This is a genomic window from Comamonas sp. 14P8.1.4 (genome assembly GCF_057799285.1).
Window position 1 is genome coordinate 104,178 of record NZ_JBYOKN010000007.1, and the last position, 18,520, is coordinate 122,697.

17 protein-coding genes, 2 tRNA genes and 1 pseudogene are annotated in these 18,520 nt (G+C 57.8%); 7 read left to right on the plus strand and 13 right to left on the minus strand.

Features of this window, described 5'->3' with window-relative positions; all coding sequences use genetic code 11:
• Positions 1–11 precede the first annotated feature (11 nt).
• Positions 12–857, minus strand: a complete 846-nt coding sequence (locus tag AC27VO_RS12235) for an ABC transporter permease (protein WP_488666993.1) — start codon at positions 855–857, stop codon at positions 12–14.
• Complete coding sequence (locus AC27VO_RS12240; RefSeq protein ID WP_488666994.1) at positions 854–1,816, minus strand: ABC transporter permease; 963 nt, start codon at positions 1,814–1,816, stop codon at positions 854–856. The genes AC27VO_RS12235 and AC27VO_RS12240 overlap by 4 nt, the downstream gene beginning before the upstream one ends.
• Before the next feature lie 191 nt (positions 1,817–2,007).
• On the opposite strand from AC27VO_RS12240, the gene AC27VO_RS12245 reads away from it, so the two are divergent.
• Positions 2,008–2,268 carry a YfhL family 4Fe-4S dicluster ferredoxin gene (locus AC27VO_RS12245; protein WP_488666995.1) on the plus strand — a complete coding sequence of 87 codons (261 nt, stop codon included), beginning with the start codon at positions 2,008–2,010 and terminating at the stop codon, positions 2,266–2,268.
• Positions 2,269–2,331: 63 nt separating this feature from the next.
• Here the strand turns inward: AC27VO_RS12245 and pth are convergent, their stop codons facing one another.
• The 7 genes from pth to AC27VO_RS12280 all read right to left on the minus strand — a co-directional run bounded on the left by pth (position 2,332) and on the right by AC27VO_RS12280 (position 8,163).
• Positions 2,332–2,970 (minus strand): aminoacyl-tRNA hydrolase, encoded by a 639-nt coding sequence (gene pth, locus AC27VO_RS12250; protein ID WP_488666996.1) that lies wholly within the window; start codon positions 2,968–2,970, stop codon positions 2,332–2,334.
• A 122-nt stretch (positions 2,971–3,092) separates the two neighbouring features.
• On the minus strand, positions 3,093–3,710 hold the full coding sequence (locus AC27VO_RS12255; RefSeq protein WP_488666997.1) for a 50S ribosomal protein L25/general stress protein Ctc: 618 nt from the start codon (positions 3,708–3,710) through the stop codon (positions 3,093–3,095).
• A 130-nt stretch (positions 3,711–3,840) separates the two neighbouring features.
• Positions 3,841–4,800, minus strand: coding sequence for a ribose-phosphate pyrophosphokinase (locus AC27VO_RS12260; protein WP_488666998.1), 960 nt, complete (start codon positions 4,798–4,800; stop codon positions 3,841–3,843).
• A 41-nt stretch (positions 4,801–4,841) separates the two neighbouring features.
• Positions 4,842–4,918: transfer RNA gene (locus tag AC27VO_RS12265), tRNA-Gln, on the minus strand.
• A 42-nt stretch (positions 4,919–4,960) separates the two neighbouring features.
• Positions 4,961–5,821: a 4-(cytidine 5'-diphospho)-2-C-methyl-D-erythritol kinase gene (gene ispE / locus AC27VO_RS12270; protein ID WP_488666999.1), complete on the minus strand. Its 861-nt coding sequence runs from the start codon at positions 5,819–5,821 to the stop codon at positions 4,961–4,963.
• A gap of 42 nt (positions 5,822–5,863) precedes the next feature.
• Positions 5,864–6,250 carry a lipoprotein insertase outer membrane protein LolB gene (locus AC27VO_RS12275; protein ID WP_488667000.1) on the minus strand — a complete coding sequence of 129 codons (387 nt, stop codon included), beginning with the start codon at positions 6,248–6,250 and terminating at the stop codon, positions 5,864–5,866.
• 149 nt (positions 6,251–6,399) lie between these two features.
• Entirely contained in the window at positions 6,400–8,163 is a 1,764-nt protein-coding gene (locus AC27VO_RS12280; RefSeq protein ID WP_488667001.1) for a tetratricopeptide repeat protein, read from the minus strand.
• 48 nt (positions 8,164–8,211) lie between these two features.
• Here AC27VO_RS12280 and mutM point away from each other — a divergent pair, with 48 nt between their 5' ends.
• The 3 genes from mutM (at position 8,212) to mutY (ending at position 12,199) form a co-directional block, all read left to right on the plus strand.
• Positions 8,212–9,030 (plus strand): bifunctional DNA-formamidopyrimidine glycosylase/DNA-(apurinic or apyrimidinic site) lyase, encoded by an 819-nt coding sequence (mutM, locus tag AC27VO_RS12285; RefSeq protein ID WP_488667002.1) that lies wholly within the window; start codon positions 8,212–8,214, stop codon positions 9,028–9,030.
• A 90-nt stretch (positions 9,031–9,120) separates the two neighbouring features.
• Positions 9,121–11,082 carry a dynamin family protein gene (locus tag AC27VO_RS12290; protein ID WP_488667003.1) on the plus strand — a complete coding sequence of 654 codons (1,962 nt, stop codon included), beginning with the start codon at positions 9,121–9,123 and terminating at the stop codon, positions 11,080–11,082.
• 40 nt (positions 11,083–11,122) lie between these two features.
• Positions 11,123–12,199, plus strand: a complete 1,077-nt coding sequence (mutY, locus tag AC27VO_RS12295; RefSeq protein ID WP_488667004.1) for an A/G-specific adenine glycosylase — start codon at positions 11,123–11,125, stop codon at positions 12,197–12,199.
• Between the two features lie 90 nt (positions 12,200–12,289).
• On the opposite strand, the gene rapZ is transcribed toward mutY, so the two are convergent.
• From rapZ to AC27VO_RS12310, 3 genes are read right to left on the minus strand one after another with little or no spacing between them, the layout of a single operon-like run.
• A complete protein-coding gene (rapZ, locus tag AC27VO_RS12300) occupies positions 12,290–13,189 on the minus strand; it encodes an RNase adapter RapZ (RefSeq protein WP_488667005.1) in 900 nt (299 codons plus the stop codon).
• 19 nt (positions 13,190–13,208) lie between these two features.
• On the minus strand, positions 13,209–14,864 hold the full coding sequence (gene recN, locus AC27VO_RS12305; RefSeq protein WP_488667006.1) for a DNA repair protein RecN: 1,656 nt from the start codon (positions 14,862–14,864) through the stop codon (positions 13,209–13,211).
• A gap of 3 nt (positions 14,865–14,867) precedes the next feature.
• Entirely contained in the window at positions 14,868–15,770 is a 903-nt protein-coding gene (locus AC27VO_RS12310) for an NAD kinase (RefSeq protein WP_488667007.1), read from the minus strand.
• A 29-nt stretch (positions 15,771–15,799) separates the two neighbouring features.
• Between AC27VO_RS12310 and hrcA the strand changes: the two genes are divergently transcribed.
• The 3 genes from hrcA (at position 15,800) to AC27VO_RS12325 (ending at position 18,081) form a co-directional block, all read left to right on the plus strand.
• Entirely contained in the window at positions 15,800–16,807 is a 1,008-nt protein-coding gene (gene hrcA, locus AC27VO_RS12315) for a heat-inducible transcriptional repressor HrcA (RefSeq protein ID WP_488667008.1), read from the plus strand.
• 53 nt (positions 16,808–16,860) lie between these two features.
• Positions 16,861–16,937 (plus strand) — tRNA-Ile (locus AC27VO_RS12320).
• Between the two features lie 160 nt (positions 16,938–17,097).
• Positions 17,098–18,081, plus strand: coding sequence for a tetratricopeptide repeat protein (locus AC27VO_RS12325; protein WP_488667009.1), 984 nt, complete (start codon positions 17,098–17,100; stop codon positions 18,079–18,081).
• On the opposite strand, the pseudogene AC27VO_RS12330 reads toward AC27VO_RS12325, so the two are convergent.
• A pseudogene (locus tag AC27VO_RS12330) lies at positions 18,078–18,520 on the minus strand (hypothetical protein); the annotation flags it as partial. The gene AC27VO_RS12325 and the pseudogene AC27VO_RS12330 overlap by 4 nt on opposite strands.

The following is an 18,520-nucleotide window of genomic DNA, read 5'->3' on the forward strand; positions in this document are numbered from 1 at the left end:
GTCTTGCAGTATCAGCGCTGGTGGCTCAGGCGCGGGTCCATGACATCGCGCAGACCGTCGCCCAGCAGGTTCAGACCCAGCACGGACAGCGCAATCGCGACGCCGGGGAAGACGGCCAGCAATGGCGCCTGGAACATCAATGTCTGCGCATCACTGAGCATGCGCCCCCAGGAGGGTTGCGGCGGCTGCGTGCCCAAGCCCAGGTAGGACAGAGCGGCTTCAGCCAGGATGGCCAGGGCAAACTGGATGGTGGCCTGCACGGTGAGCACGCCCAGAATGTTGGGCAGGATGTGCTGCAGCGTGATGCTGAAGCGGTTTTTGCCACAGGCGCGTGCTGCCAAGACGTATTCGCGTGACCAGATGGCATTGGCAGAAGCACGTGTGATGCGGGCAAACGTAGGGATGTTGAAGATGCCGATGGCAATGATGGCGTTGACCATGCCGGGGCCAAACACAGCCGTCATCATGATGGCTGACAAGATGGCCGGGAAAGCGAATGTGAAGTCTGACATTCGCATGATGACTTCTTCCACCCAGCCACGGAAGGCGGCAGCCAGCAGCCCCAGCGTGACGCCAAACCCCACGCCCACGCCGACAGCAATCAACCCTACGGCAATGGAGCTGCGCGCGCCCACCATGATTTGTGAAAGCACATCGCGGCCAAAAGCGTCGGTGCCCATCCAGAATTGTGCGCTGGGGGGCAGCAGCTTGGCGTCCATATTCATCGCGTAAGGACTCCAGGGGGTCCAGATGAAAGACAGCAGGGCGCAAGCAAGCATCGCCAGCGTGAGCAGGGCGCCAATGACAAAGCTGGGGTGATGCAGCCCGCGCTGCAGCAAGGTGCGGGGCTGGCTCATAGATCGCTGGCTTTCACACGGGGGTCAATGGCGGCATACAGCAGGTCCACCACAAAATTGACGAAGATGACCATGGCCGCCAGCAGCATGACGCAGTTGCGCACGACGATCAGGTCGCGATTGGCGATGGATTGAAAAATCAAGCGCCCCAGGCCGGGCAGGTAAAACACGTTTTCCACCACGATGGTGCCTGCCAGCAAGTTGGCAAATTGCAGGCCCATGACGGTGATGACGGGAATCATGGCGTTGCGCAGCACATGGCCCCAGAGTACGGCACGCTGACTCAGCCCCTTGGCACGGGCGGTGCGGACAAAGTCTTCCCGCATGACTTCCAGCACCGCAGAGCGTGTGATGCGCGCCAAAATGGCCGCTTGCACCACGGCCAGGGCAATCGCGGGCAACAAGAGTGCTTGCAGAGCGGGCCACAGGCCACCGCCCATCTCTGTACTCCAGCCAGGGAAGCCGCCGGCAGAGAACCATTGCAGCTTCACGGAAAACAGCAAGATCAAAAGGATGGAGAACCAGAAGTTGGGGATGGCGATGCCCAGTTGTGCCAGCCCCATGATGCCCGCATCGCCCAGCTTGTTGTGGCGCGAAGCGGCATACACGCCAGCCAGCAAAGCCAGTACCGTGGTGATGAGCATGGCCAGTATGGCCAAGGGCAGTGTGAGCGCCAGGCGCTCTTGCACCAAATCCCATACCGGAGAGCCGTAGGCATAGCTGTTGCCAAGGTTGCCGGTGAAAAAACCGCATATCCAATCCAGATAGCGTTGCAATGCCGGCTGGTTCAGTCCTAGCTGTTCGGTCATGGCTGCCACGGCTTCGGGGTCCGCATCGGGTCCCATCAGCACCTGGGCTGCGTTGCCTGGCAGTATTTCCAGTACGGCAAACACTACGACGGAGGCGCCCAGCAGGGTGGCGATCAGCGTCAGCAGTCTTTGGAGGAGGAAAACACGCATGGCAGCAAGGCGGTTGGTGGAGTAGCGGGCTCCGAGCATAGCGGGAAATCCCACAGTGCAAAGCATGGAAGTGTGCGCCATATGCCAGGGTGGTGGTGCTGGGGCACGATAATTGTGTCCATGTCCCCTGTGTTGAACACCTATGACCGTGCCCCAGCCTGCTGTGCGGCCTTGTGCCAAGGAGGCGTGCTATGGCGCTGATGATCACGGATGAATGCATCAACTGCGATGTGTGCGAGCCTGAATGCCCCAACGATGCTATTTACATGGGGCAGGTCATCTATGAGATTGACCCCTTGAAGTGCACGGAGTGCGTGGGCCACTTTGATGAGCCGCAGTGCATGCAGGTGTGCCCGGTGTCATGCATCCCGGTGAACCCCGATTTTGTCGAGAGTCAGGAGACCTTGCTGCAGAAATTTGCCCGTTTGCAGGCGGAGGCCGCCAAGCACTGAGTTTGGCGTTGTCCATCAAATACGCTGCTAACGCTGATGGAATAAGCGCTAGCAGCTATTTTTTTATTCTTTAGAGGCTGTGGGGGCCGCTGGCTGTGCAGGCGCTTGCCGCGGTGGCTTGGGGCGTGGTGGCTTGTTGGTGTTGATTTGCACGGTGGCTTTGTCCATGTCACCGGCTACCAGCAAGGGCCAGGCTTTGAGGCTGCGATCCAGCTGTTCGTGGATGGCATTCCACTGTTCCTGGGGCGGCTTTTTAAGCACCCAGCCTGACACTTCACCTTTTTGCCCGGGGTGGCCAATTCCCACACGCAGACGCCAGTACTCAGGGCTGCCCAGCTGGGCATGAATATCGCGCAGACCGTTGTGCCCGCCATGGCTTCCGCCTTTTTTAAGCTTGATCTGGCCGGGCTCGAAGTCCAGCTCATCGTGTACGACCAGTACTTCTTCCGGCTTGATCTTAAAAAAGCGTGCCAGCGCACCGACGGATTTGCCCGACAGGTTCATGAAGGTCTGTGGCTGCAGCAGCCACACAGGCTGCCCTTGCACATTGGCGCGTGCGGCCAAGCCCCAGTAGCTGCGTTCGGGTTGCAACGTGACCTTGAGTTCACGCGCCAATCCGTCGATCCACCAAAAACCGGCGTTATGGCGGGTGTCTTCATATTCCGGGCCTGGGTTACCAAGGCCCACAAACAGTTTGATCATGCGAGGATTATCCAATCAGGGCTGGATACAAGGGTGTAGCCAGCAAAACAAATGGCCCACGCGAGGTGGGCCATTTGTTTTGCTCACAGCCCCGAGGGGCTGTAGCGACAGCAAGCGAAAAATTACTTCTTCTTCTTCTTGTCGGTAGGAGCAGCAGCCACAGGAGCGGCAACAGCAGCTTCAGGCAACTTGATGGAAACCAGAACGGGGTTCTTGTTTGCGCCACGAGCGATGATCTTCACGCCAGCAGGAGCCTTCACAGTTTGCAGACCGGGGATAGCCTTGGTCGACAGCTTGGACAGGTCCACAGCGATGAACTCAGGAGTCTTCGCAGGAATAGCCAGCACGGACACTTCGGTGATCAGAGGAGTCACGGTGCCGTTTTCAGTGGCCACAGCAGGCGACTGCTCGATGTTTTCGTAACGCAGAGCAACCTTGGATTCCACCTTGGTGTTCTCGTCCACACGTTGGAAGTCAATGTGCAGAACCATAGGGCGGAAGGGGTGGAACTGCACGTCGCGCAGCACAACCTTGGTGGACTTGCCGTCAACTTCCAGGTCCAGGATCGAAGTGTGGAATTCTTCCTTCTTCAGAGCGTGGAACAGGTTGTTGTGATTGATTTCAATCTTTTGGGCATCTTGGCCAGCGCCAAAAACGATACCAGGGGTGTTGCCGGAAATACGCAGGCGGCGGCTCGCACCCGTACCTTGCAGATTGCGCGTTGTTGCGACGATTTGCATAACTAACTCCAAAATGAGTGGACCGCGACCAGTCCCACTCGGTTGATATCCAAGGCGCATGCCTTGGGTGAAACTCCGGAAAACACAAGCCTCCCGAAGGAGGCTGGATGTATTTCCCGAAGGAAAAAACTTAGTCCTGGAACAGGCTGCTCACCGAATCACCGGTGGAGATGCGCTGCATGGTCTCTGCAAACAGAGGGGCCACGGACAGCTGGCGAATCTTGCCGCATGCCTGGGCTGCGGGTGTCAAAGGAATGGTGTTGGTCACCACCACTTCGTCCAGCGCAGTGCCTTCGGAAATACGCTGGATCGCAGGGCCGGAGAAGATGGGGTGTGTGCAATAGGCATACACATTCTTCGCGCCGCGTTGCTTGAGCACTTCGGCAGCTTTCACCAAGGTGCCTGCGGTGTCGATCATGTCGTCCATGATCACGCAGTTACGGCCATCAATGTCGCCAATGACGTGCATCACTTCCGAGACATTGGCCTTGGGGCGACGCTTGTCGATGATGGCCAAATCGCAACCCAGTTGCTTGGCCAGTGCACGTGCACGCACCACACCACCCACGTCAGGAGAGACGACGATCAGGTCTTCGTACTTCTTCTGGTTCAGGTCACGCAGCAGAACGGGCGAAGCGTAGATGTTGTCGACAGGAATGTCGAAGAAACCCTGGATTTGGTCAGCGTGCAGATCCATGGTTAGCACGCGGCTGACGCCAGCGGCTTGCAACATGTTGGCCACAACCTTGGCGGTAATTGCCACACGGGTCGAACGCACACGGCGGTCTTGGCGGGCATAACCAAAGTAGGGGATCACTGCGCAGATGCTTTGAGCGGAAGCACGCTTCAAAGCATCCACCATCACCAGCAACTCCATCAGGTTGTCGTTGGTGGGGGCGCAGGTAGGCTGTACCACGAACACGTCGCGTGTACGTACGTTTTGCTTGATTTCTACGGTAACTTCACCGTCAGAGAAACGACCAACGTCAGCAGCGCCCAGAGTGGCGCCGAGGTGCTTGGCGATTTCTTCGGCCATAACGCGGTTAGCGTTGCCCGTAAAAACCACGAATTCAGAATTGTTGGAGTGCATGAGCTTCCCAGTATTGGGTTTGCTTAAACGCAAAAGATATTTGGCAGGGGAGGAAGGACTCGAACCCTCGCATGCCGGAATCAAAATCCGGTGCCTTAACCAACTTGGCGACTCCCCTACACTGGTCAATTGTCATCGATAACAATCAACCTGTAGCTTGTTACTCTGGAATCCAATCGAACAAAGGATGTTTTTCCAGATTTTTGCAAAGTTTGATTTGCCATTTGCTAGGAGCGCTTGGTAAATCAATGGCTTTGCTGGCTTGTGCAAACACTGCACTTCCTGAGCCAGTCATTGTAGCACGCATTCCTTGTGAGTTGAGCCAGTTCTTGGCGCGCATCACATCGGCACACAGTGCTTCAGCGACAGGCTGCAAGTCGTTGTGGCCAAAGCCATAGTGATCTGCAGCAAAGTCTTCGATTGTAGCATGCTTTGTGTTGCGTTGCAGCTGCGGCGCGGTGAATATGCTTTGTGTATTCACGCCTGCTTCGGGTTTGACGACCCAGAAATCACGGGCAGGCAGCGCGGAGGCGGCGGTCAGTGGGGTGATGGCCTCGCCAATACCTTCAACCCAAGCGTTTTGGCCGCGTATGAAAAAAGGAACATCTGCGCCTAAGCGCACGCCGATGTGCTCCAAATCTGTGCGGGTGAGCTGCAGGTTCCACAGGCGATTGAGTGCAATCAGCGTGGAGGCCGCGTCAGAAGAACCACCGCCCATGCCCGCCTGGGAAGGAATGTGCTTGTCAATCGCAATACGCACGCCTTGGGTGCATCCCGTCGCCGCTTGCAGCGCTTGGGCGGCGCGTACGCACAAATCGTTGGTGGGCAATGCGGGCGCCAGGGGGTTCAGGTCTTGGCGGGAGACTTCGGCGCTTTGAATGCGCTCAAAGTGCAGCCGGTCTTGCCAGTCAATGAGCATGAAGACCGACTGCAGCAGGTGGTAGCCGTCATCCCTGCGTCCGGTAATGTGCAGAAACAGGTTGAGTTTGGCGGGCGCGGGTACGTCGTAGAGGCAGTGCATGGGGAAAACGAATACAGCAAGCGGTGCAGCGGGCGAGGGGCTTTACTCGGTGGGTTGCAATACCACCCGCAATGTGGCTTGCGGCGGTGGGCTCATGCGTTGCGCAGTAATGCGCCCTTCGGCATGGCGACTCAAATCGACTGTCCAGCCGTCTGCGTTGGTGGCGCGCCCTTGCAGCCAGCTGAAAAGGGCTTGCACCGGTAATGCCGTCCCTAGGCTTTGGTGTAATAGCGCCTGCAGGGAATCGGATTGGGTGATTTGCTCGCCTTGCTGCAGGAGCGCTGTGTCTGGCTGCCATTGCAGCTTGGCAATTTGTGACCCGAGGGGATTGAATACGTCCAGGCTCCCTTGTTCTGGCGTGCCCTGCAGGTGAAATGACGCACTGAATGACTGTTCTTGCGCCATGGGGTCGTGTATTTGCAGGCCCATGCGGCCGCTCCAGCTATGGCCCTCTTGCCCTGCAGTCAATTGCAGGGGAGGTGCCTTGCAACCGGAGAGTACGAGCGCCGCAGCAGTTAGCGTGCAAGCTGTGAATTGGCGGGCAGTCGGCATCCAGCGCATCATGGGTGCTACCGCTTTCAAGGATTGACCTGCAGCCGCGTCAAGGTCGCACGCAGGGTTTCATTGTCGGCATCGCGATCAAGGGCTTGGCGCCAAATACTGCGTGCGCGGTCTTGTTGCCCCGCGCTCCAGAGCACCTCGCCCAAATGGGCAGCAATTTCTACGTCATCGCGTTGTGCGTATGCTTGTTCGAGCAACTCCAGCGCCTTGCTGGTATTGCCCATGCGGAATTCAACCCAGGCAAGGCTGTCCGTGATGAACGGGTCATCAGGTGCGTGCTGCAGTGCTGTTTCAATCAATCTCTTCGCTTCAGGCAGGCGGATGCCGCGATCGGCATAGGAATATCCCAGCGCATTCGCGGCGTGGTAGTGGTTCGGGTGCTGAGCGATGACATTTTGGAGAATGCTTTCCATGGCATCGAGCTTGCCCGCGCGTTCAGCCAAGAGTGCAGTCTCATAGGCAATGTCGGCATTGTTGGGAAACTGCTCGTACAGCGTCAGTTGCAGCAGGTAGGCTTCTTGTGGGGCGCCGTTTTCCCGCAGCAGTGTGACTTCTGCCTGGCGTTTTTGCATCGCCTCTGCGTCGCTTTCAGCGGGCACGGCACGAATCAATGCACGGCCTTGGGCCAGCTTGCCTTGCTTGGCCAGCGCCAGGGCTTTGAGGCTTTGTACGTTCAGTAGCGCGGATGCATTCGGTATTTTTTCCAGCCACGTCAGTGCCTGTACATAGTCTTTTTGCTGCAGCGAGATGCGCCCGCCGAGCAAATAGGCTTGTGATAGCGCGAAGTCACGTGCAGAGGCATCAGGCAGGGATTGCACAAGGCTTTCAACGCGCGCTACCGCTTGCTGGGCTTTCTTCCAGTTGCCTTTTTGCGCATGCAGGCTGGCTTGTGCCATCCAAGCGTCGGCCATATTGGGGTTGGCTTTGAGCAGTGCAGTCAGCTGGTTTTGGGCTTCATCCCAGCGGTTCTGGCCCATCAAGACGCGGGCATAGGCCATTTGAATGGTCGGTGCCGGCTCCGCGCGCATATAGGCTTGAGCCATGGACTCCGCCGATGACACGCCGGCTTCCATCAGTTCCAGTGCCAGCAAGGCGGTGGCGCCGCTGCGCGGCCCTTGGTCATGGGCATGTACCAAGGCCTGCAATGCCAAGTCTTTCTGGTTGGCCGCAATGCGCAGATGTCCAATCGTGGCCCAAGCTGCGGGTGCCAGGTCAGCATTTTTCAGATCAGTTTGCAATGCTTGCTCGACCACGGCCGCGGCCAAGGCCTTGTCCGTGACACGGCTGTAAAGCTGGGCAATGGCAAGGTATGTCGCTGGCTTGGCGGCAGCATGGGTCCATGCCACTTCCCGACTTAGAGGCTCTTGGGATTCTGAGACCCGGTTCAGCATCAGCAAAACCTGTAGCAGGTAGCGGTTGGCTTCGCGCGATTGGGGAAGATTTTTCTGCCATTCGCTGGCCACAATGAATGCTTGCTGCCCGGAGCGCGATTGCAGCGCAATGTCTGCAGCCCGCTGGTAAAGCTGTGGAGACTGGCTTTGCCGAGCAGCTTCCATCAGCATGGCGATGGCGTTGGTGGCATCGCCCTGGGAGGCGCTCATCTCACCGATCAATAGGTCGTAGAACAGCTCCGCACTCAGGGCTGCGGCTTCGTCCGAGGGCTGTGTAGCCTCGTCCTTGGGCGCCTGAGGGGGCGGGGCTTCTTGCGCCCATGCAGGCAGTGCTCCGAGAGCAAATGCGGAAATCAGGGCCAAGCGCCAATTGCGGAGTGTGGAAACCATCAAGCCATAATAATCCAAGCATTTCCTTGCTGTGAGCGAAACCATCAGATGCCAGAACTTCCAGAGGTTGAAGTCACCCGCCGAAGCTTTGCCAAGCCTATTGAAGGTGCACAAGTTTTAGCCATTGCGCTGGGTAAACCATTGCGCTGGCCGCTCGGTTGTACCCCGGAGTATTTGGTGGGAGCTCAAGTGCAGCAGGTGCGCCGGCGTGGCAAGTATTTGCTGATCGACTTGGATCGGGGCATGCTGATGGTGCATCTGGGGATGTCCGGGAGCCTGCGCTTTGCGAACGATCTACCACCGATGGGCAAGCACGACCACTTTGAGATGCAGACAGACAGGGGCGCATTGCGCCTGCATGATCCGCGTCGCTTTGGTGCGGTGATTGCGACCCAGGGGGAGCACGATCCTGTTGCGCGCAAATTGCTTGACGGATTGGGGATGGAGCCGCTGGATGATGCCCACTTCAGCTGGGCGCAGTTTCACGCGGGGCTGCAAGCCAGCCGTTCACCCATCAAGCCCTTGTTGCTCAGCGGTAAGCTGGTGGTGGGCGTGGGGAATATTTATGCCTCTGAGGTGTTGTTTGCGAGCCGCATTGCACCAACAGCTGCGGCCTGCAGCATCAGCACGGTGAAAGCACGCCGGCTGTTTCACGCCATCCGTGAAATTCTGGCGTTGGCCGTGGCAAGTGGGGGTACGACGTTGCGTGATTTCTCCAGCGCAGATGGAATGGCTGGTCACTTTCAGTTGCAAACCAAAGTCTATGGACGTGAGGGGCAGCCCTGCGTGCACTGCGGCAGGCCGATTGCCATGCTGCGCCAAGGGCAGCGAAGTACTTACTTCTGTGGTTCTTGTCAAAAAGCCTAGCTAAATCCACGATTTCCTAGAACAGTTCGCAAAAGGCTGGGGGTATATTCGAGGGCAAACAGCCAATAAACACTGCAAGAGGGAGAGATCGTGGGTCCTTCATTTAGCGAGCAATTTGACCAGTTGGGCCATTGGCGCAAAGGTTTCGCGGGTCAGATGGCGGGTTTCCGCGACTGGTTGGCAGCACAGGATCTGCTGGATGCCGCAGTGCAAGACCACCTGCAGCGCCTTGAAAATTTGTTGCGCGGCGACAAAGTCTGTGTGGCCTTTGTCGCTGAGTTTTCGCGCGGCAAATCAGAATTGATCAATGCGGTCTTCTTTGCGCACTATGGCCGCCGCATCATGCCTGCCTCTCCTGGTCGTACCACGATGTGCCCGACCGAGCTGGCCTATGACGCCGCCTTGCCAGCCTGTCTGCGCCTGTTGCCCGTAGAAACACGCGCGCAACCGTATAGCCTGGCCGAGTGGCGCAGCCGTCCCTCTACATGGGTGCAACTGCCCCTGGATGTGAATGACCCGGATCAGCTGGCCTATGCCATGGCGCATGTGGCGCAGGTGCGCAAAGTGCCTGTGCAAGAGGCACAGACATTGGGCTTCTGGAGCGATATGCCCGGGGCAGACAATCCGGTGTGTGACGCGCAAGGCATGGTGGAAATTCCCAAATGGCGCCATGCACTGATCAATATGGCGCACCCCTTGCTCAAGCAGGGCCTGGTGATTGTGGATACCCCGGGCCTCAATGCCGTGGGCACAGAGCCTGAGCTGACGGTTAACCTGATTGCGCAAGCCCATGCGGTTGTGTTTTTGCTGGCCGCTGATGCGGGTGTGACCAAGTCCGATCTGTCGATCTGGAAAGAACATTTGCTGCCTTGCCACCGCGCAGGGGATGCGCACCTGGTGGTGCTCAACAAGATTGACACCTTGTGGGGCAGTCTGGATTCAGGCACGGAGGTGCAGGCGCAGCTGAACCGCCAACGTGCGCAAAGTGCGCAGATTCTGGAAATTGATCCGGCCCGGATTGTGCCGCTGTCGGCCCAAAAAGGCCTGATGGCCAAGATTGAGAGCAATGCCACGTTGCTCAAAAACAGTGGCCTGCCTTTGTTTGAGAACTTGTTGGCCCAAGGCATCTTGGCGCACCGTCAGAATATTTTGCGCAGCGTGGTTGGCGAAAGCGTGACGCAGTTGCAGGCGCAGGTGTTGCGATCAATTCATATCCGCCGCCGGGATCTGGATGAGCAGATGCTGGAGCTGCGCAGCCTGCGCGGCAAGAATGCCACGGTCATTGAAAGCATGCGCCAGCGTATCCAGCAAGAGCAGCGCACGTTTGAAGCCAGTACGGCCAAGATTCTGGCCGTGCGCACGGTGCACTTGAAATTGATGAACCAGGCATTTCAGCTGCTGGGCGCTACGTCGTTGCGCAAAGAGCTGGAGCAGCTGGCTGGCGCGCTGGAGCATTCGGGGCTGAAGCTCGGGGTGCGCAAGGTGTATGCCTCGACGTTTGAGCGTTTGCGTGGCTTGGGTGAACAAGCCAAAGTGGCGGCGGCTGAAATCCAGGCCATGCTGGGCGGTACGTTCAAGGATTTGAATGCCGAGTTCGGTTTTTCGTTGCAGCTACCCAGTGGTTTGCATTTGCATGACTTTGACCGAGAGCTGGCGCAGATTGAAGAAAGTTATCTGCAATACCTGGGTTTTGGGCATGCATTGAAGCTGGCCAACCCCTTGTTTGGGCAGCGCATGGTCAAGGCACTGGGCATGCGTTTGCGTGCAGTGTTTGAATCCGCCGCCAATGACCTGGATTTGTGGAGCAAAAGCGCCACTTCGCAGCTCGATGCACAATTGAAGGAGCGCAAACGCAGCTTTGCACGGCGTATTGAAGCCGTGGACCGCATCAACGAAGCCGCCAGTGGTTTGATGGAGCGCATCGCAGAAATCGAGTCGGCAGAGCAGCAGCTCACAGCCTTGGAGCAGCGGCTGTCGCAGTGGGTGCAGCGGCTGCTGCAACCCCCAGTCATCGAGGCTGGTGCGCTGGAGGGCTCGATCGAAGAGGTGTAGAAGCTGCGTTGCATTTCATGCTTTAGCTTGTGATCGCCTTTTGACTTCTCCCATTTCCTTGATTGCCACCGATGTGGTGCAGTGGCAGGCCCAGCACGGTCGCAATCACCTGCCTTGGCAGCAAACCCGCGATCCTTATCGTGTGTGGCTGTCTGAAATCATGTTGCAGCAAACCCAGGTCAGCACGGTCCTGGGTTACTACGACCGTTTTTTGCAGCAATTCCCCGATGTAGCCAGCCTGGCAGCCGCCCCGGAAGATGATGTGATGGCGCTGTGGAGCGGTCTGGGCTACTACAGTCGAGCGCGCAATCTGCACCAATGTGCCAAAGCTGTGGTGGCGCTGCATGGCGGGGCATTTCCGCGCAGCGCCGAAGTGCTGGCCACGTTGCCCGGCATTGGGCGCTCGACCGCTGCAGCGATTGCATCTTTTTGCTTTGCAGAGCGTGTCGCCATTTTGGATGCCAATGTCAAACGCGTGCTGACACGGGTGCTGGCCTATGGCGAGGATCTGTCCAGCAGCCGTAATGAGAAAGCGCTGTGGGCATTGGCGGAGAGTTTGCTGCCCACGCAAGACCTGCACAGCGCCATGCCGCGCTACACACAGGGCCTGATGGATTTGGGCGCCACGGTGTGCCCGCCGCGCAATCCATCGTGTCTGGTGTGCCCGCTGCAGCCCAAGTGCCGGGCTGCGCAGCAGGGCAATCCGCAGAGCTACCCCGTCAAAACCCGCAAGACCAAACGCAGCACGCAGGCTTGGTGGCTGTTGGTGCTGCGCGATGCGGCGGGCAATCTGGGGTTGCAGCGCCGTCCATCGCGCGGCGGTGATACAGGCATCTGGGCGGGGCTGTTCAGCCCACCGGTGTATGCCAGTGCCGAGGCGCTGAATGCCGGGCTGGCCGGATTGCCGATGCAGGTGCTGGAGCGCCAGGACTGGCCGGCGCAGCTGCATGTGCTGACGCACCGCGACTTGTTTTTACACCCGGTGGTGGTGGATGTGGCCGGTATCCAGCCGGCCATGGATGCGGTGGCGCTGCCCGACTGTGGTTGGCAGACAGCACAGGCCTGGCCGCAGTTGGGTTTGCCTGCGCCGGTGCGCAAGCTGCTGGAGTCTTTGTAGAAATAGGAGCTGTCAGCGCTTGATTAGCGGTGTTTTTAAGTGCTTTTGTGCTTGAAAGCTAAAGTAGACAAGCGCTAGGCGCTCTTGTTTTTAGTGCGGCGCTGTGTTGGCAAAGGCGCGACTGTCCATTTCACGGTGGCGGCGCAGGGTGGACCATTGCGCTTGGTAGCGCTGGGCCAGCTGTTCCACCAGGTACACCGAGCGGTGCTGCCCGCCGGTGCAGCCAATCGCCACGGTGACATAGCTGCGGTGGTTGGCGTTGAGCACCGGCAGCCAGTGGTCCAGAAACTGCGCAATGTGCGTCTGCATGGCGGCCACATCGGGCTGCTGGCGCAAAAAGCTTTGGACGGCCTCATCTTTGCCGGTCAGGGGGCGCAGTTCCAGGTCGTAGTAGGGATTGGGCAGCATGCGCACATCAAACACGTAGTCCGCATCCACCGGAATACCGTGTTTGAAACCAAAGGACTGGAACACCAGCGTCATCTGGTTGGTCGGGGCCTTGAGCAGCGCTTTGACGTAGCTTTGCAGCTGGGCGCCACGCAGGTTGCTGGTGTCGATGACATGCGCGTATTCGCGGATATCACCCAGCAACTCGCGCTCGCGTTCAATGATCTGCACCAGATCCTGGCGGCCATCAATCCCTTCGGATTGCGACAAGGGGTGGCGGCGGCGGGTTTCCGAAAAGCGCCGCACCAGCGTGCTGGTGGAGGCATCCAGAAACACCACATGCAGGTGCAGGCCTGAGACCTTCAGGCGTTGCAGCTTCTCCAACTCACGGGGCAGGTTGGGCAGACTGGCGGCGCTGCGGGCGTCGATGGCGATGGCCACACGCTTGCCGTGGTGCACGTGCTGCAGGCGCACGAAATTTTCGAGCAGCTCAGGCGGCAAGTTGTCCACGCAGTAATAACCGGCATCTTCCAGTGCATGCAGGGCCACGGATTTGCCGGAGCCGGACATGCCTGTGATCAGCACAATTTCCAAATCTGTCATCGAGGGCCTTTGGGTGGGGTCAAGTCATCGTGGCGGCTTGCAGCATCTCGCGTGCATGGGCCATGGTGGTGTCCGAGATTTTTTCACCGCCCAGCATGCGGGCAATCTCACGCTCGCGCTGCTGTGTGTTGGTTGGAGCCACCGTGCTGGTGGTGCCCGTCTTGTCGCGCTTTTTGGCGACGACGTAGTGCTGGTCGGCACAGGCAGCGACTTTGGGCAGGTGGGTGACAGCCAGCACCTGGCGGTCTTTGCCCAAGGCGCGCATCAGTTTGCCGACGGTTTCGGCCACAGCCCCGCCCACGCCGGAGTCCACCTCGTCAAAAATCAGAGTGCCTGCATGGCCCAGCTCGCTGGTGGTGACGGCAATCGCCAGCGACAGGCGTGAGAGTTCACCACCAGAGGCCACTTTGCCAATCGGTTTGGGGGTGGCGCCGGGGTGGCCCGCGACGAGAAACTGCACGCTGTCCATGCCATGGGGGCTGGGTTCGCTCAGCTTGTCCAGCTGAACTTCAAACTTGCCGCCTTGCATGCCTAGGCCCTGCATGGCCTGGGTGATGGCGCGCGAAAGCTTGGGCGCCGCTTTGGCGCGCTGCTGCGAGAGGGTGCGCGCCGCAGCGTGGTAGGCCTCTTGGGTGTGCTGCTCGTGGCGGCGCAAGCGGTCAATGTCGACCACGGCATCCAGGGCACGCAGTTCATCGCGCCAAGATTGCAGCAGGGCAGGCAGCTCTTCGGGCGTGCGCTTGTAGCGGCGGGCCAGCTGCATCCACAGCGACAGGCGCTCATCCAGCTCGGCCAGCTTTTCCGGATCCAGTTCGGTACGGCGCAAATAGATTTGCAGCGAGTGCTGGGCATCATTGATCTGCGCAAGGCTGGAAGCCAAAACGTCAGCAATCGCTTGAAATTCGGGCTCTAGGTGCTCTTTGTCTTGAAGCAGATCCTGCGCACGGCCCAGGGGGCTGCTAATCCCTGCTTCATCGTCTTCCAGCAGAAACAGCGCGCCTTGGGCGGTTTCAAGCAGGGCTTGGGCGTGCGAGTGGCGGGTGTGCTGAGTGTTCAGCTCTTCCCACTCATCGGCACCTGGGCTGAGCTTTTCCAGCTCGCCAATTTGCCACTGCAGGCGCTCACGCTCGCGCTGCAAGCTGTCTTGCGCGGCGATGGCATGTTCCAGGTCTTTGGCGGCAGCGCGCCACACCAGCCAATGCTGGCGCAAGGCCTGGGTGGTGACGTTGGCGTAACCGTCCAGCAACTCCCGCACAGCTTCTGCGCGCGTCAGGCTTTGCCAAGCGTGCTGGCCGTGAATGTCCAGCAGGGCTTCGCCCAGGCTGCGCAACTGGGTCGCGGTGGCGGGCGCACCGTTGATCCAGGCGCGGCTGCGGCCCTGGCTGTCGATCACGCGGCGCAGCAGAAGGGTCTCTTCCTGCGCAAAACCGCCATCTTCCAGCCAGCTGTGCAGGTGTGCAGGGGCATCAAACTCGGCGCTGATATCGGCTTGCGATGCGCCTTCGCGTACCACACCGGCATCGGCACGGCTGCCCAGCACCAGTTGCAGGGCATCAATCAGAATGGATTTGCCAGCACCGGTCTCGCCAGTCAGCACGGTAAAGCCTGCGTGCAAGTCCAGGTCCAGCTGCTGGACGATGACAAAGTCGCGCAAGGCAATGCGTTTGAGCGCCATTTCTCAATAGCCCCCTTCGTTCCAGCCCAGCTTTTTGCGCAGTGTAGCGAAGTAGTTCCAGCCCACGGGGTGCAAAAAGCGAACGCTGTGCTCCGAGCGGCGCACATAGATGCGATCGCCGTGCAACAGCGATGCGAGCGACTGCATGTCAAAGTTGGCGCTGATATCGCGGCCACTGACCACTTCCATCATGACCTCTGCCTGATCTGATAGCACGATGGGACGGTTGGATAGGGTGTGCGGCGCAATGGGCGCCATCAGCCACGCGGGGATGGAGGGGTGCATCAGGGGGCCGCCGACGGACAAGGTGTATGCCGTGGAGCCTGTGGGCGTGGCCACAATCAAGCCGTCAGCCCGCTGGTTGGAGACAAAGCGGCCATCCACTTCCACGCGCAGCTCGACCATTCCGGAGGTGCTACCGCGGTTGACCACGACATCGTTCATGGCCAGCGCTTCAAAAACGGTAGTGCCCTGGCGCACGACGCTGGCGTGCATCAGGGGACGTGATTCTTGCTCATATTCGCCCTGCAGCATGGGCAGCAGTGCTTGTGGGTAATCGTCCAGTGGAATATCGGTCACAAAACCCAGTCGGCCTTGGTTAATGCCGATCAATGGAGTGCCATATTTGGCCAGTTGCCGCGCAATACCCAGCATGGTGCCGTCACCGCCCACCACAATCCCCAGGTCGCAGTGTTGACCGAGCCCATCCACATCCATGGCGGGGAAGCGGCTGTGCAAACCGGTGTGCGCAGCGGTCTCGGCCTCGAGCACGACTTCGCAGCCCTGCAGTTGCAGAAAATCTGCAATATCTTGAAGGACTTGGCGGGACTGATCGGTAGCAGGGCCGGAGGTGGTGGAAGATTGGTATTTACCCACCAGTGCTACATGGCGAAACTTGGACGTCATACCGGAAATTACATCATTAAAATCAAAGCATGCTCGATGAACGTGCCAAGTTATTGTTGAAAGCGCTGGTCGAGCGCTATATCTCGGACGGCCAGCCAGTGGGGTCGCGGACTTTGTCGCGCGCTTCTGGACTGGAATTGTCGCCTGCGACCATTCGCAATGTCATGTCTGACCTGGAGGAGCTGGGGCTGATTGTCAGTCCCCATACTTCTGCGGGGCGCATCCCTACAGCGCGTGGCTATCGATTGTTTGTGGACACCATGCTGACGGTGCAAAACAGTGGCCTGGTGGCCCCCGAATTGGCGGCGGAACAGCCCCAAAAGGTGATCGCCAATGCGGCGCAGCTGTTGTCGAATATGTCGCAGTTCGTCGGTGTGGTCATGGCGCCACGCCGCAGCTCGGTGTTCAAACACTTGGAGTTTGTGAAGCTTTCTGAGCGCCGTGTGCTGGTGATCATCGTCTCGCCGCAGGGTGACGTGCAAAACCGCGTGATCTTCACGGATGTGGAGCTGTCTTCATCCCAACTGGTGGAGGCTGCCAACTTCCTCAATGCGCATTACGCAGGACTCGATATTGAGCAGGTGCGCGAACGAATTCAGCAAGAAGTGGAGCAGTTGCGCGGCGAAGTCGCACAGCTGATGCAGGCGGCGGTGAGTTTGAGTGCAGAGGCCATGTCTCCGCAATTGCAAGAGCAGGTGATCATTTCAGGCGAGCGCAATTTGCTGTCCGTCAGCGATTTCTCCAGTGACATGGGCAATTTGCGTCGTGCGTTTGACCTGTTCGAGCAAAAAACCCAGATTTTGCGGTTGCTGGATTTCTCGAGCAAAGCCGATGGAGTACGTATCTACATTGGTGGAGAGAGCCAGGTTGTACCTTTTGAAGAGCTGTCAGTGGTTAGCGCACCCTACGAAGTGGATGGTCAAGTGGTGGGAACTTTGGGGGTCATTGGCCCCACGCGCATGCACTATGACAAGATGATTCAAATTGTGGACATAACGTCCAAGTTGGTCAGCAATGCGTTGAGCCACCAGCGCTAGCCGCTACAATAAGCAGGTTTTGCAGGGTTCGTATGAATCCGCAGAATGCGGCCGGGGCGTTAGCTCAGTTGGTTAGAGCAGAGGACTCATAATCCTTTGGTCGTCGGTTCAAGTCCGCCACGCCCTACCAATACACATAAAGAAAGCCTGCTATGTTTTACGTAGCAGGCTTTTTGTTTTTTGTGCTCATGTAGCCACTGTGTAGCCAAATTTGGCGAGTTTATTGGCTCAAGTTGTTATCGGGGGGCGCTGATAGACTTGTGCCTCACTGTGACTTTTTAGGGGCAGCAATGGGTATCTTTGAAATCTTCAGCGCAGCTAAAGCAAAAATTCTTAAGCCTAGAGATTCCAGCCTGTTGCCTAAGGGTGATGTGTCCTTTCGCCAAGGACGCGTAGGTATTGCTTCCGTAAAAAGTCTTGGTTTTACGGGCCGGGCGGAATGCTCCCCCTCTGGAGAGTGGTTGATAGGATGGCATGGCGGGTCAGTGGATGCGCATAAGAACCATAGTGGGTCATATGTACTCATCAATCTCCACGAGAACGCCCTGTATGTGATGCAAGGTAGCTGTTTGCCTGCGCAGTGCTATGTAGCAGACAACGGAATTTTTGTTGTGCTGGATAGAGCGAAGGGTAGCAGTGTCACTGGTGAACTCTATGTTTTTTCGAAATATGGAGCGCTGTTGGCTACTAAGAGCGTGCAAGCGAATTTCTACAACGCTGCAATCTCTGATGATGCTTCATTTGTGCTATCCCAAACATGTAATTCCAAGGTTAAGGAGGATGCGTCGCAACTGAGTGTGATTCATGTTCCAAGCAATACCCAACTGTTTTCCGTGCACCCTTCTACGGGTTGGGCTGATGGGTATGTGTTTGACTTAACTGGCTCTACTTTTGGTGTGGTCTTGAAAGAGCTTGGGACTTTTTTTTACGACGCTGAAGGGCAATTTCTTGATGCCGAAAAATTCAAGTTAGCAAAGCGAGGTAGCCCTAGTTATGCAGTGCTACTCAATGAATGTGCGGAACTACTGAATGAATCTGAGTTGACTTCGGAAAAAGCATTGCAAGTGCTGGATACTGTAGAAAAAGCTCTTGTTGCAGGGGCCGCCGATGACAACTCATATGGGGCGGTTGCGTACAAATACAGAGGGCAAGCTTTGCAGCACATGGGGCGAGTTAGTGAGGCTATTGAGGCATTTGAAAAGGCGTTAGCCATGAACCCGAAGATAGGCGTTAAGCGCTCTCTACAAGCACTCAGAAAGTCTCAAGAGAGCTAGTAATAGCGTTGGCAAAGGTTCAGTGTCAGATTAGCTACAGTGTTCTCGGCAACTGCATGATGGTGCTTCAAACGCCGATAAGTTTTCCAATGCATCCCCTTTGGCTTTGGCCCCTCGCCATGTGCAATCCCCGGCATCCAGCCTAACCGGCGGCGTATCTTCTCCGCATGAATGATGGCTTTGTCAAACTCGCTGGCGTGTTGGATGGGGTAATGCAATCTTGCGCACTTGCGGCAAACAAAGACAGCACCACCATAAAGAATGGCGCATCGTTTGTCGCATCGTGGGCATAGCCACCAGTGGCGCAGTCCTCCTAGGTGGCAGTGTGTTTGCGTTACATGAACGCTATAGCGCTGCTGCACGCCTTGAGTGGTGTAGCTTAAGGTCACTGCACTGTGGGCAGCCTCGATGGCTATGGAGTTCTTCGTGCAACTGCGTG

Bases quoted from the DNA above. Each gene is read 5' to 3' on its own strand.
- AC27VO_RS12235 (WP_488666993.1), bottom strand. From the start codon at position 857: ATGAGCCAGCCCCGCACCTTGCTGCAGCGCGGGCTGCATCACCCCAGC.
- AC27VO_RS12240 (WP_488666994.1), bottom strand. From the start codon at position 1,816: ATGCGTGTTTTCCTCCTCCAAAGACTGCTGACGCTGATCGCCACCCTG.
- AC27VO_RS12245 (WP_488666995.1), top strand. From the start codon at position 2,008: ATGGCGCTGATGATCACGGATGAATGCATCAACTGCGATGTGTGCGAG.
- pth (WP_488666996.1), bottom strand. From the start codon at position 2,970: ATGATCAAACTGTTTGTGGGCCTTGGTAACCCAGGCCCGGAATATGAA.
- AC27VO_RS12255 (WP_488666997.1), bottom strand. From the start codon at position 3,710: ATGCAAATCGTCGCAACAACGCGCAATCTGCAAGGTACGGGTGCGAGC.
- AC27VO_RS12260 (WP_488666998.1), bottom strand. From the start codon at position 4,800: ATGCACTCCAACAATTCTGAATTCGTGGTTTTTACGGGCAACGCTAAC.
- ispE (WP_488666999.1), bottom strand. From the start codon at position 5,821: ATGCACTGCCTCTACGACGTACCCGCGCCCGCCAAACTCAACCTGTTT.
- AC27VO_RS12275 (WP_488667000.1), bottom strand. From the start codon at position 6,250: ATGGGCCTGCAAATACACGACCCCATGGCGCAAGAACAGTCATTCAGT.
- AC27VO_RS12280 (WP_488667001.1), bottom strand. From the start codon at position 8,163: ATGGTTTCCACACTCCGCAATTGGCGCTTGGCCCTGATTTCCGCATTT.
- mutM (WP_488667002.1), top strand. From the start codon at position 8,212: ATGCCAGAACTTCCAGAGGTTGAAGTCACCCGCCGAAGCTTTGCCAAG.
- rapZ (WP_488667005.1), bottom strand. From the start codon at position 13,189: ATGACAGATTTGGAAATTGTGCTGATCACAGGCATGTCCGGCTCCGGC.
- recN (WP_488667006.1), bottom strand. From the start codon at position 14,864: ATGGCGCTCAAACGCATTGCCTTGCGCGACTTTGTCATCGTCCAGCAG.
- AC27VO_RS12310 (WP_488667007.1), bottom strand. From the start codon at position 15,770: ATGACGTCCAAGTTTCGCCATGTAGCACTGGTGGGTAAATACCAATCT.
- hrcA (WP_488667008.1), top strand. From the start codon at position 15,800: ATGCTCGATGAACGTGCCAAGTTATTGTTGAAAGCGCTGGTCGAGCGC.
- AC27VO_RS12325 (WP_488667009.1), top strand. From the start codon at position 17,098: ATGGGTATCTTTGAAATCTTCAGCGCAGCTAAAGCAAAAATTCTTAAG.